Raw genomic sequence first — 11,887 nt, forward strand, 5'->3', positions numbered from 1 at the left:
CATGATCCAGTCCAAGCGTTTCGATCCCCTGCTCAAGCGGGCCCAGGACCACGAAGACGAGGTGGCGCGCGACCTGGCCGAACGCCAGCGCACGCTCGACACCCACCTGTCGCGGCTGGACGAACTGCGCCGCTACGCCGAAGAGTATGCAAACGCGCAAATGGCCGCGACCAGCCCGGCGCAGCTGCTCAACCGGCGCGCGTTCCTGGACCGGCTGGACAGCGCGGTGGCCCAGCAGAGCCAGACCGTGAACAGCAACCGCGAAAAGGTCGAGGCCGAACGCGCGCGTTTGATCCTGGCCAGCCGCGACAAGGCCGTGCTGGAACAGCTGGCCGCCAGTTACCGTGCCCAGGAGAAGGTGGTCACCGACCGCCGCGACCAGCGCGAGATGGATGACCTGGGCGCGCGCCGCAGCCGCCAGGCGCAACGTGACGACAGCGACACCGGAGGTACCGCGTGATGCCCCCCGCTCTGCTCGGCAGCGGCGCCGCCACCGGTACCGCCACGGCCACCGGCGCCAGCCCGCGTCCCGACAGCGCCGCCACTGGCGACCGCCGGGACTTTGACGCGATGCTCAAGGGCGACGCCAACAGCGTGGCCAAGCCCGCGGAACAACGCGCCGGCAGGTCGGGCACGCCGGACGCGAAGGGCGCACCGGCGCCCGACGCAGACGCCGCCAAGCCCGGTGAACCGGGCAAGCGCCCGGCCAGCGATGACGCCATCGACGCCGGCAGCGAGGCGACTGCCGCCACGCCAGCGACCCCGGCCAAGCCCGGCGAGGCGCCGGCCGAGGACACCGAGGCCGCGCCATGGCCGCCGCTCGGCCTGGCCGGCCTCGCCCTGATCGGGCTGGCGCCGGCGGCACCGCCGGCCGCCGCAGCGCCCGCGCCGGCTCCCGGCGCCACCGGCGCGGCCACCGACCCGCTGCTGGCCGCCGCCGCAGCCACGCCGACGGCGGTCGCACCCGCGCTTCCCGTTGCGGGGGCAACGGGCGCGACCGCCTCGGCCGCAGCGCCCGCCGCGATCGTGCTGCCGGCCGATGCCGAGGGTGCCGACGACAGCCAGCTGCTCAAGGCGGTCACCGATGCCATCGCCAGCAGCGACGGCGGCGACGCGCCGCAGGCGCCGCTGCTGCACGCCCTGCATGCCGCCGCCGAGCTCAAGGGCAGTGCGGCCAGCCCGGTTTTCAGCGGCAGCCCGACCGCCACCCCGGACGTGGGCGCGGATGATTTCGGCGATGCCATGAGCGCGAGGATCGGCTGGCTGGCCGACCAGAAGATCGGGCACGCGGTGATCCGGGTCACCCCGCACGACCTGGGCCAGGTGGAAGTGCGCCTGCAGATCGACGGCGACAAGGTCCACGCCAGTTTCAGCAGTGCGCATGCCGAGGTCCGGCACGCGCTGGAAACCAGCCTGCCGCGTCTGCGTGAAATGCTCGGCGAGCAGGGGTTCCAGCTCGGCAACGCCGATGTCGGCCACCAGCACACCGCGCAGGATGGCACGGCGGGCGGCGGTCAATCGGGCGCGGGCGGCGGCGACGGGGAACCGGCGTTGGCCGATATCACGGTGTCGCCGGCGCAGTTGATGCGCCAGCGTGGGTTGGTGGACGCGTACGCGTAAGCGCCACCGCGGGGTGCCGGGCGTTGGCCGGGGCCTTGCGGTGCTGGATGGGGTCGGTATGGGCCTCAGCCACGCATGGCGTGGCGCTACGGTTGGGTGGTCGGTACGGCCTCAGCCACGCATGGCGTGGCGCTACGGTTGGGTGGTCGGTACGGCCCAGCCACGCATGGCGTGGCTCTACGGTTGGGTGGTCGGTACAGGCCAGCCACGCATGGCGTGGCTCTACGTTGGGTGGTCGGTACGGCCTCAGCCACGCATGGCGTGGCTCTACGTTGGGTGGTCGGTACGGCCTCAGCCACGCATGGCGTGGCTCTACGCGTTGGGTGGGTCTGTGCGGCCTTGGCCACGCGTGGCGTGGCGACACGCTGTCGCCGCGCCGCCAGAAACCCGACGCGCTGCGGCCCCGGCATTCAGGCACGGGCTTTGCATGTAGCCAGGAAGCAATCCAATGGAGCTTCCCCTCGTGGCCGCAGCCGCCGACAAAACCAAGAAATCCGCCGACAAGGACAAGGCCGCCAAGCCGCGTAGTCCGTTGTTGATCACTGCCCTGGTGGCGGTCCTGGCCGCCGGTGCCGCCGGTGGCGGCGCGTGGTATTTCGCCTCGTCCTCCCAGCACGACAGCAAGGACGCCAAGCCGACCGCCAGCAAGGCGGTGCCGGCGCCGGCGCAGTACTTCGGGCTGGAGCCGCCGTTCGTGGTCAACCTCAACAGCAGCCTCGACGGCCCGCGTTACCTGCAGGTCGAAGTGCAGCTGATGACCCGCGACCCGGTTGCGATGGAGGCGATCAAGCTGCACGCCCCGGCCATCCGCGCCAAGCTGCTGATGTTGTTCTCGCAGGTCGAGCCGAACCAGATCGCCGACCGCGCCGGCAAGGAACGCCTGCAGGCCGACTCGCTGGCCGAGGTGCAGAAGCTGCTCAAGGCCGAGACCGGCAAGCCGGGCGCCGACGAACTGCTGTTCACCAGCTTCGTCACCCAGTAAGGGCCTGCCATGAATGACCTGCTTTCCCAGGACGAAATCGATGCGCTGTTGCACGGCGTGGATTCGGGTGCGGTCGAAACCGAGGTGGATGCCGCCACGCCCGGCGAGGCGCGCAGCTATGACTTCGCCAGCCAGGACCGGATCATCCGTGGGCGCATGCCGACCCTGGAAATGGTCAACGAGCGCTTCGCCCGGTTGTGGCGGATCGGCCTGTTCAACCTGATCCGGCGCTCGGCCGAGCTGTCGGTGCGTGGCATCGAGCTGATCAAGTTCAACGACTACATGCACTCGCTGTACGTGCCCACCAACCTCAACCTGATCCGCTTCAAGCCGCTTCGCGGCACCGGGCTGATCGTGTTCGAGCCGACCCTGGTGTTCGCGATCGTGGACAACTTCTTCGGCGGCGACGGGCGCTACCCGACCCGCATCGAAGGCCGCGAGTTCACCGCCACGGAAATGCGGGTCATCCAGCTGCTGCTCAAGCAGACCTTCGCCGACCTGCGCGAAGCCTGGGCGCCGGTGATGGATGTCGAGCTGGAATACATCAACTCGGAGATCAACCCGCACTTCGCCAACATCGTGACGCCGCGCGAGTACGTGGTGGTCTGCCGCCTGCATGTCGAACTGGACGGCGGTGGCGGCGATATCCACGTCACCCTGCCCTATTCGATGCTCGAACCGATCCGCGAGCTGCTCGATGCCGGCATCCAGAGCGACCGCAACGACCGCGATGCCAGCTGGGGCGTGATGCTGCGCGAACAGCTCAACGTGGCCGAAGTCACCCTGTCCAGCGTGCTGGCCACCAAGCGCATGAGCCTGCGCGACCTGACCCGCCTGAAGATCGGCGACGTGCTGCCCATCGAACTGCCCAAGCAGGTGCCGGTGTGCGTGGAGAACGTGCCGGTGTTCACCGGTGAGTTCGGCGTCGCCAACGGCTTCAACGCGGTGAAGATCACCGCCACCCATCCCCCGGGCACCCGCCCGCGCGTTCCCGTACTGCAGGAAGACCCGCAATGAACGATATCGACACCAACGAACCGGCCCCGGCGCAGTTCACCCAGCTGCAGTCCGACGACACCACCGTCGGCGACGAGCTCAACCTGGATGTGATCCTGGATGTGCCGGTGACCCTGTCGCTGGAAGTGGGCCGCGCCCGCCTGCCGATCCGCAACCTGCTGCAGCTCAACCAGGGCTCGGTGGTGGAACTGGAACGCGGCGCCGGCGAGTCGCTGGACGTGTTCGTCAACGGCACCCTGATCGCACATGGCGAAGTGGTGGTCATCAACGATCGCTTCGGCGTGCGCCTGACCGACGTGGTCAGCCCGAGCGAACGGATCCGGAGACTGCGTTGATCGCATCGCTGCTCATCGCCGCCGGCACCCCGGCGACCAAGGTCGGCCAGCACGCGGCCGCCGCACCGAGCATGTTCGGTGCGGTGCTGGCGCTGCTGGCGGTGCTGGCCCTGATCGTAGGCCTGGGCTGGCTGCTCAAGCGCATGCCCGGCAGCGGCTTCCGCCCGGCCGAGGGCATGCGCGTGGTGGCCAGCCTCAACGTGGGCGCCAAGGAGCGCGTGGTGGTGGTGGAAGTCAACGGTGAGCAGCTGCTGCTGGGCGTGACCGCCGGCGGCATCAACACCCTGCACCACCTGCCCGAACCGCTGCCGACGCCGGCCCCGGCGCGCCTGCCCGACTTCAAACATCTCCCGAATTTCGCCCAGCTGCTGCAACAGCGGCTGCGCAAGGAACCCTGATCATGCGTGGCCCGAACGCCTCCTGGACCCGTTACCTGCCGTTGCTGCTGCTCCTGCTGCTGTGCGCCCTGCCCGCGCTGGCGATGGCCGCCCCCGGCCTGCCCGGCACGCCGTCGCTGCCGGACGTGAATGTCGGCAAGATCGGCGGCCAGGCGGTCAGCCTGCCGCTGCAGACCCTGCTGCTGATGACCGCGATCACCCTGATCCCGTCGATGCTGCTGGTGCTGACCGCCTTCACCCGCATCATCATCGTGCTGGGCCTGCTGCGCCAGGCGCTGGGCACCGGCCAGACCCCGTCCAACCAGGTACTGCTCGGCCTGGCCCTGTTCCTCACCGCGATGGTGATGCTGCCGGTGTGGCAGAAGGCCTGGGGTACCGGCATGGCGCCCTACCTCAATGGCGAGATCGACTTCCAGACCGCCTGGACGCTCACCACCGCGCCGCTGCGTGCCTTCATGCTGGCCCAGATCCGCGAGACCGACCTGATGACCTTCGCCGGCATGGCCGGGCACGGCACCTACTCCGGGCCGGACGCGATCCCGTTCCCGGTGCTGGTGGCCTCGTTCGTCACCAGCGAGCTGAAGACCGCCTTTGAAATCGGCTTCCTGATCTTCATCCCGTTCGTGATCATCGACCTGGTCGTGGCCAGCGTGCTGATGTCGATGGGCATGATGATGCTGTCGCCGATGCTGGTCTCGGCACCGTTCAAGATCCTGCTGTTCGTGCTCGTCGATGGCTGGGTGCTGGTGGTGGGCACGCTGGCCGCCAGCTTCAACGCGGTGCAGTGACATGACCCCCGAACTCGCCCTCACCGAACTGCGCGGTGGGCTGATCGTGGTGCTGTGGGTGGCCGGTCCGCTGCTGCTCACCGTGCTCATCGTGGGCGTGGTGGTCGGCGTGGTGCAGGCCGCCACCCAGCTCAACGAGCCCACCATCGCCTTCGTCGCCAAGGCCGCGGCCTTGACCGCGGTGTTGTTCGCGCTCGGCAGCCTGCTGATCGGCCAGCTGGTGGAGTACACCACGCTGCTGTTCCAGCGCATTCCCCACCTGATCGGGTAGCCACGATGGATTCGGCCACCCAGATGGCGGCCGACGGCCTGCAGGCCTTCGGCATGATCGGCACCATCCTGTGGACCATGCTGCGCATCGGCGCGATGATCATGGCCATGCCACTGATCGGGACCCGCGCGGTGCCCTCGCGGGTACGCGTGGTCCTGGCCGGCGCGCTGGCCGTGGCGCTGTCGCCGATGCTGCCGCCGGTGCCGGCCTGGTCCGGCTTCGATGCGGCCACCGTGTTGAGCATTGCCCGCGAACTGGCCATCGGCGTGTCGATCGGCTTCCTGCTGCGGCTGGTATTCGAAGCCGGCGCGATGGCCGGCGAGCTGGTCGCCCAAGGCACCGGCCTGGCCTTCGCGCAGATGAGCGACCCGCTGCGCGGCGGCAGTTCCGGCGTGATCGGGCAGTGGTTCTACCTGCTGTTCGGCCTGCTGTTCTTCACCAGCAATGGCCACCTCGCGCTGATTTCGCTGCTGATGGACAGTTACAAGGCCGTGCCGATCGGCACCTCCCTGCCCGACATCAACGCGTTCCTGAGCGCCGCGCCGACGTTTGCCCTGCAGGTATTCCGTGGCGCGCTGGGGCTGGCGCTGCCGCTCACCGTGGCGATGCTGGCGATCAACCTGGCCTTCGGCGTGCTGGCACGCGCGGCGCCGGCGTTGAACCCGATCCAGCTCGGCCTGCCGGTGGCGTTGCTGCTGGGTCTGTTCCTGCTCACCGTGCTGGCCGGGGAAATGGGACCGCCGGTGCAGCGCCTGTTCGATGCCGCCTTCCAGGCCGCCGACGGCGTGACCCATTGATTCACGCAGCCCTCACGAAATAATGCGTCGCGACACTTGCGATCCCCCCCATCGTTGGCGGTAGGCTGTCGCTACCGCCCGCAGTTGCCGGGCCGGGAGCCGCGCACGCCGGGGAAAGGCACGCGCGGCCTGCATGCCATAACGCCATTGCAGATGTGCTGACCAAGGAGAGTCATCGATGCTCGACGGCAGCTACACACCGTGGTTGGTCGTGGTTTCGCTGCTGGTCGCCATGCTCGCCTCGTTCACGGCGCTGGACATGGCCAATCGCATCACCACCGCGCCCAGCACGCGGCTGAGCCTGGTGTGGCTGCTTGGCGGTGGCTGCGCGATGGGGCTGGGCATCTGGTCGATGCACTTCATCGGCATGCTCGCCTTCCGCCTGCCGATCCCCCTGGGCTACGACCTGGCCTGGACCGCGATCTCGCTGCTGGCCGCCCTGGCCTCCTCCATCTTCGCGTTATGGCTGGTGTCGCGCCCCACCCTGCCGCACACCCGCCTGGCGCTGGGCGCGCTGCTGATGGGCAGCGGCATCGCCTCGATGCACTACCTGGGCATGGCGGCGATGCGCATGCAGCCGGGTATCGAGTACGACCCGGCGTGGCTGGCGGTTTCGCTGCTGATCGCCTTCGCCGCATCCTGGAGCGCGCTGTTCGTGGCCTTCCGCCTGCGCCTCAGCCAACGCCGCCTGCGCCACCGGCTGCTGCCGGCGGTGCTGCTGGGCTCGGCCATCGTGGGCATGCACTACACCGGCATGGCCGCCGCCCGCTTCCAGGCCGGCAGCATCTGCGGGGCGGCGGCGGGCGACGGGCTGCAGACCCAGTGGCTGGCGGCGATCGTGCTGGTGCTGACCACCGCGATCCTGGCCGTGGTGTTGATCGTGTCCTGGCTGGACCAGCGCATGCAGGCGCAGCTGCTGCGCATCCGCAACGACATCCTGCGCAGTTCGCTGGACGATGCGCAGCAGGAACTGACCCAGGCCGCCCTGCACGACCCGCTGACCCGCCTGCCCAATCGCCTGCTGCTGCAACAGCGCATCGAGAACGCGCTGGCCGAAGCGGAGCAGCGCGGCAGCCGGTTCGCGGTGATGTTCATGGACCTGGACGGCTTCAAGCAGGTCAACGACGCCTACGGCCACCAGACCGGCGATGCGCTGCTGGTGGCGGTCGCCGAGCGCACCCGGCACCTGCTGCGCCCGTCCGACGTGCTGGCCCGGTTGGGGGGCGACGAGTTCGTGCTGGTGGTGCGCATCGACAACGACGAGGACATCGCCACCCTGGCCAGCCGCATCCTGCAGGCGATCGGCGGCGGCCCGTTGCTGCCCGACCACGACCTGCAGGTCACCGCCAGCGTCGGCATCGCGATCTGCCCCGACCACGCCGCCAGCGAGCGCCAGTTGATGGCCTTCGCCGACGCGGCGATGTACCAGGCCAAGGAGGCCGGCCGCAACGCCTACGCGGTGTTCGCCGACTGGATGAACGACAGCGCCGAACAGCAGTTCCAGCTCCTGGCCGACCTGCGCCGCGCCATCGGCACCGAGCAGTTGTTCCTGCATTACCAGCCAAAGATCCGCGTGGCCGGCCAGGGCGTCAGCGGTGCCGAAGCGCTGATCCGCTGGCACCATCCGCAGCAGGGCCTGATTCCGCCGGACCGCTTCATCCGCCTGGCCGAGCGCAGCGGCGTGATCAACGAGATCGGCCGCTGGGCGCTGGACGAGGCCTGCCGCCAGCTGCGCCAGTGGCAGGACGCCGGGCATGACAGCTGGACGGTGTCGGTGAACCTCTCGCCGATCCAGTTCAGCTCCCCCCACCTGCTGCAGGAGGTGCGCCAGGTCCTGCAGACCCATCGCCTGGAGCCACGGCGGCTGGTGCTGGAGATCACCGAAAGCACGGTGATGCGCGACACCGATGCCAGCCTCAGGCTGTTGCAGGCGATGGCCAGCCTGGGCGTGGGCATCTCCATCGATGATTTCGGCACCGGCTATTCCAGCCTGCTGTACCTCAAGCGCCTGCCCGCCACCGAGATCAAGATCGACCACGCGTTCGTGCGCGACCTGGAAAACAGCTCCGAAGACGTGGTGATCGTCTCGGCGATCGTCGCCCTGGGCCACGCGCTGGACATGGACATCGTGGCCGAAGGCGTGGAAACCGCCGGGCAGCGCGCCTACCTGGAGCGGCTGGGCTGCGACTACCTGCAGGGCTACCTGCTGGGCCGCCCGGTGGACGCACAGCGCTTCATGCAACTGCACGACCACCCCCGGCCGCGGGTGGAGGTGGCGGCCGGCTATACCGGCAGCGCCAGCCGCCGGTAGGGTCGCGCCCCCGGCCGACCGCCCACCGTCGGCGAACGTCCGACGCCCCGTCTCGGAACGGTTCTTGCACCACCCCGGGTACCCCCCCGTGTCGTGCAGCCCATGTCCGAGAACGAACAAGCCGGCGAAAAAACCGAACAACCGACCGAAAAACGCCTGCGCGATGCCCGCGAGCAGGGCAACATCCCGCGCTCGCGGGAGTTGGCCACGGCGGCGGTGTTCGGCGCCGGCGTGCTGGCGTTGATGGCCTACTCGGGCAGCATCAGCAGCGGCGCCAAGGCCTGGATGACGCTGGCGCTCAGCCCCGAACCGGGCCTGCGCATGCATCCGCAGGCGCTGTTCGGGCACTTCGGCCAGCTGCTGCTGCAGCTGCTGCTGGCGATGTGGCCGCTGGTGCTCATCTGCCTCCTGGCCAGTTTCCTGGCGCCGGTGGTGATGGGCGGGTTGCGCTGGTCCAACAAGTCGCTGGTGCCCGATTTCACCCGGCTCAGCCCGATGGCCGGCATGAAGCGCCTGTACGGCCCGGAGGCGATCGCCGAATTCACCAAGTCGCTGCTGCGCATCGCCTTCGTCGGCACCGCCGCCGGGCTGGTGGTCTGGCACGGCATCCGGCCGCTGCGCGACCTGCTCAACCAGCCGCTGGAAGCGGCCATGGTGCATGGCCTGGGCTTCACCCTGAAGCTGATGCTGGCCACCGGCGGGGCAATGATGCTGCTGGCCGCCATCGATGCGCCGTACCAGCGCTGGAACTGGATGCGCAAGCTGAAGATGACCCGTGAAGAGCTGCGCCGGGAAATGAAGGAAAGCGAGGGCAGCCCCGAGGTGAAGGGCCGCATCCGCCAGCTGCAGCAGCAGCTGTCCAACCGCCGGATGATGGAAGCGGTGCCCACCGCCGACGTGGTGGTGGTCAACCCCACCCACTACGCGGTGGCCCTCAAGTACGAGGGCGGCAAGATGGGCGCGCCCACCGTGGTGGCCCTGGGCGTGGACGAAACCGCCCTGCGCATCCGTGAAGTGGCCGACGGCAACAAGGTCGCCATCGTCTCCGCCCCGCCTTTGGCACGCGCCTTGTATCGGGAAGGTCAACTTGGAAAGGAAATTCCCGTGAGACTGTATTCGGCCGTGGCCCAGGTTCTGTCCTACGTGTACCAGCTGCGCACCTGGCGCGGCGGGCCGATGCCGGCTGCGCCCAGCATCGATGTGGATGAGTTCGGCACGGGAGGCCGCCCGTGAGCGCCCAGCCCGCCGGTGCCGGCATGAACGCACGCAAGGCCCTGGACATGATCCGCAACGGCCTGGGCGCCCCGCTGATCGTGCTGGCGCTGCTGGCCATGGTGGTGGTGCCGCTGGCCGCCCCGGTGCTGGATGCGCTGTTCACCTTCAACATCGCCATCTCGCTGATGGTGCTGCTGGCGGTGGTGTACGTGAAGCGCCCGCTGGACTTCACCATCTTCCCGATCGTGCTGCTGATCACCACCATGCTGCGGCTGGCGCTGAACGTGGCCTCCACCCGCGTGATCCTGCTCAACGGCCAGAACGGCCACGAGGCGGCCGGCAAGGTGATCGCCGCGTTCGGCGAGTTCGTGATCGGCGGCAACTACGCCGTCGGTATCGTGGTGTTCGCGATCCTGACCATCATCAACTTCGTGGTCATCACCAAGGGTGCCGGGCGCGTGTCGGAAGTGACCGCCCGCTTCATCCTCGATGCCATGCCCGGCAAGCAGATGGCCATCGATGCCGACCTCAACGCCGGTTTGCTGACGCGTGAGGAGGCCAAGGCCCGGCGCGAGGAAGTGCGCGAGGAAGCGGACTTCTACGGTGCGATGGACGGTGCCAGCAAGTTCATCCGCGGCGACGCCATCGCCGGCATCCTGATCCTGTTCATCAACCTGCTCGGCGGCCTGGCCGTGGGCGTGCTCCAGCACGGCATGCCGTTCGGCGAAGCCGCCGCGACCTACACCCTGCTGTCCATCGGTGACGGCCTGGTGGCGCAGCTGCCCGCCCTGCTGGTGTCCTCGGCGGTGGCCATGCTGGTCACCCGCGCCTCGCGCTCGCAGGACATGGCACAGGCCATGATGGGCCAGGTGTTCGGCCAGTACCGTGCGCTGACCATCGCCGCGGCGATCATGGGCGTGGTCGGCCTGGTCCCGGGCATGCCCAACGTCGCCTTCTTGACGCTGGCCGCCATCCTCGGCTTCGTGGCCTGGAAGGCCTGGAAGAAGAGCACCGCCGCAGAGCGCGTCGCCGAGACCCCGGCCGCCGGCCGCGGCGAAACCCTGGGCCTGCCCGGCGCGGCGCCCTCGCCCACCGCCGAGCTGACCTGGGACGAACTGCGCCCGGTCGACCCGCTGGGCCTGGAAGTGGGCTACCGGCTGATCCCGCTGGTGGACAAGAACCAGGGCGGCGAATTGATGGCGCGGATCAAGGGCGTGCGCCGCAAGCTCACCCACGACATCGGCTTCCTGATTCCCTCGGTGCACATCCGCGACAACCTGGAACTGCCGGCCAGCGGCTACCGCCTGCTGATCCACGGCGTGCCGGTGGCCACCGCCGACATCCACCCCGACCGCGAACTCGCGCTCGACCCGGGCAGCGCCCTGGGCACACTGGACGGCATCGCCGGCAAGGACCCGGCCTTCGGCCTGGACGCCACCTGGATCCAGCCGCACCAGCGCGCGCACGCCGAATCGATGGGCTACACCGTGGTCGACCCGGCCACGGTGGTGGCCACCCACCTGTCGCACCTGATCCGCGAACACGCCCCCGAGCTGCTCGGCCACGAAGAAGTGCAGCAGCTGCTGGCCAACCTGGCCAAGAGCGCGCCCAAGCTGGTCGAAGACCTCACGCCCAAGTCGCTGCCGCTGTCGGCGGTGGTGCGGGTGCTGCAGAACCTGCTGATCGAGCGCATTCCGATCCGCCAGCTGCGCAAGATCGTCGAGTCGCTGGTCGAGAACGCGCCCAACAGCCAGGACCCCTCGGTGCTGACCGCGGCGGTGCGCAACGCGCTGGGCCGTTTCATCGTGCAGGAGATCGCCGGGATGTCGGCGGAGCTGCCGGTGTTCACCCTCAACCCACAACTGGAACGCGTCTTGCAGGAGTCCACGCAGGGCAACGGCGCCGCGCTGGAACCCGGACTCGCCGAGCGACTGCATCAAAGCCTGGCCGAATGCGTCGGCAAGCAGGAAGCGAAGAACGAGCCGGCGGTCGTGCTGGTACCGGGCCCGGTGCGTGCCGCGCTGGCACGGCTGGTGCGCCACAGCGTCCCCTCGCTGTCGGTGCTGGCCTACAGCGAGGTCCCCGAGGACAAACGGTTGAAGCTGGTCGGCACGATCAGCTGACGCCGGAACCCCGACGGTGATGCGCCAGAA

12 protein-coding genes are annotated in these 11,887 nt (G+C 69.1%); all 12 read left to right on the forward strand.

The window, feature by feature from the left end:
* Nucleotide 1: 1 nt before the first annotated feature.
* The 12 genes from fliJ to flhA all read left to right on the forward strand — a co-directional run bounded on the left by fliJ (nucleotide 2) and on the right by flhA (nucleotide 11,857).
* A complete protein-coding gene (fliJ, locus tag AC1DGC_RS15750; RefSeq protein WP_394163763.1) occupies nucleotides 2-460 on the forward strand; it encodes a flagellar export protein FliJ in 459 nt (152 codons plus the stop codon).
* Nucleotides 460-1,620, forward strand: coding sequence for a flagellar hook-length control protein FliK (locus AC1DGC_RS15755; RefSeq protein WP_478048379.1), 1,161 nt, complete (start codon nucleotides 460-462; stop codon nucleotides 1,618-1,620). Before fliJ ends, AC1DGC_RS15755 begins: the two co-directional genes overlap by 1 nt.
* A gap of 448 nt (nucleotides 1,621-2,068) precedes the next feature.
* A complete protein-coding gene (locus tag AC1DGC_RS15760) occupies nucleotides 2,069-2,602 on the forward strand; it encodes a flagellar basal body-associated FliL family protein (protein ID WP_259202541.1) in 534 nt (177 codons plus the stop codon).
* Between the two features lie 9 nt (nucleotides 2,603-2,611).
* Complete coding sequence (fliM, locus tag AC1DGC_RS15765; RefSeq protein WP_259202540.1) at nucleotides 2,612-3,619, forward strand: flagellar motor switch protein FliM; 1,008 nt, start codon at nucleotides 2,612-2,614, stop codon at nucleotides 3,617-3,619.
* Complete coding sequence (gene fliN / locus AC1DGC_RS15770; RefSeq protein WP_259202538.1) at nucleotides 3,616-3,954, forward strand: flagellar motor switch protein FliN; 339 nt, start codon at nucleotides 3,616-3,618, stop codon at nucleotides 3,952-3,954. The genes fliM and fliN overlap by 4 nt, the downstream gene beginning before the upstream one ends.
* The gene (gene fliO / locus AC1DGC_RS15775) at nucleotides 3,951-4,352 is read left to right on the forward strand and encodes a flagellar biosynthetic protein FliO (protein WP_259202536.1); all 402 of its coding nucleotides are present in this window, start codon (nucleotides 3,951-3,953) and stop codon (nucleotides 4,350-4,352) included. The genes fliN and fliO overlap by 4 nt, the downstream gene beginning before the upstream one ends.
* 2 nt (nucleotides 4,353-4,354) lie before the next feature.
* Nucleotides 4,355-5,140: a flagellar type III secretion system pore protein FliP gene (fliP, locus tag AC1DGC_RS15780; protein WP_259202535.1), complete on the forward strand. Its 786-nt coding sequence runs from the start codon at nucleotides 4,355-4,357 to the stop codon at nucleotides 5,138-5,140.
* 1 nt (nucleotide 5,141) lies between these two features.
* A complete protein-coding gene (locus AC1DGC_RS15785; RefSeq protein ID WP_038688486.1) occupies nucleotides 5,142-5,411 on the forward strand; it encodes a flagellar biosynthetic protein FliQ in 270 nt (89 codons plus the stop codon).
* Nucleotides 5,412-5,416: 5 nt separating this feature from the next.
* On the forward strand, nucleotides 5,417-6,208 hold the full coding sequence (fliR, locus tag AC1DGC_RS15790; RefSeq protein ID WP_394163762.1) for a flagellar biosynthetic protein FliR: 792 nt from the start codon (nucleotides 5,417-5,419) through the stop codon (nucleotides 6,206-6,208).
* Nucleotides 6,209-6,386: 178 nt separating this feature from the next.
* Nucleotides 6,387-8,519, forward strand: coding sequence for a putative bifunctional diguanylate cyclase/phosphodiesterase (locus AC1DGC_RS15795; protein WP_259202531.1), 2,133 nt, complete (start codon nucleotides 6,387-6,389; stop codon nucleotides 8,517-8,519).
* Between the two features lie 102 nt (nucleotides 8,520-8,621).
* Nucleotides 8,622-9,752, forward strand: a complete 1,131-nt coding sequence (flhB, locus tag AC1DGC_RS15800; RefSeq protein WP_259202530.1) for a flagellar biosynthesis protein FlhB — start codon at nucleotides 8,622-8,624, stop codon at nucleotides 9,750-9,752.
* 23 nt (nucleotides 9,753-9,775) lie between these two features.
* On the forward strand, nucleotides 9,776-11,857 hold the full coding sequence (gene flhA, locus AC1DGC_RS15805; RefSeq protein WP_259203511.1) for a flagellar biosynthesis protein FlhA: 2,082 nt from the start codon (nucleotides 9,776-9,778) through the stop codon (nucleotides 11,855-11,857).
* The last annotated feature ends 30 nt before the right edge of the window (nucleotides 11,858-11,887 follow it).

It is taken from the genome of Stenotrophomonas sp. 05N37 (assembly GCF_056397365.1).

Bases quoted from the DNA above. Each gene is read 5' to 3' on its own strand.
- fliN (WP_259202538.1), top strand. From the start codon at position 3,616: ATGAACGATATCGACACCAACGAACCGGCCCCGGCGCAGTTCACCCAG.
- AC1DGC_RS15795 (WP_259202531.1), top strand. From the start codon at position 6,387: ATGCTCGACGGCAGCTACACACCGTGGTTGGTCGTGGTTTCGCTGCTG.
- flhB (WP_259202530.1), top strand. From the start codon at position 8,622: ATGTCCGAGAACGAACAAGCCGGCGAAAAAACCGAACAACCGACCGAA.
- flhA (WP_259203511.1), top strand. From the start codon at position 9,776: ATGAACGCACGCAAGGCCCTGGACATGATCCGCAACGGCCTGGGCGCC.
- fliJ (WP_394163763.1), top strand. From the start codon at position 2: ATGATCCAGTCCAAGCGTTTCGATCCCCTGCTCAAGCGGGCCCAGGAC.
- fliR (WP_394163762.1), top strand. From the start codon at position 5,417: ATGGATTCGGCCACCCAGATGGCGGCCGACGGCCTGCAGGCCTTCGGC.
- fliP (WP_259202535.1), top strand. From the start codon at position 4,355: ATGCGTGGCCCGAACGCCTCCTGGACCCGTTACCTGCCGTTGCTGCTG.
- AC1DGC_RS15755 (WP_478048379.1), top strand. From the start codon at position 460: ATGCCCCCCGCTCTGCTCGGCAGCGGCGCCGCCACCGGTACCGCCACG.
- fliM (WP_259202540.1), top strand. From the start codon at position 2,612: ATGAATGACCTGCTTTCCCAGGACGAAATCGATGCGCTGTTGCACGGC.
- AC1DGC_RS15785 (WP_038688486.1), top strand. From the start codon at position 5,142: ATGACCCCCGAACTCGCCCTCACCGAACTGCGCGGTGGGCTGATCGTG.
- AC1DGC_RS15760 (WP_259202541.1), top strand. From the start codon at position 2,069: ATGGAGCTTCCCCTCGTGGCCGCAGCCGCCGACAAAACCAAGAAATCC.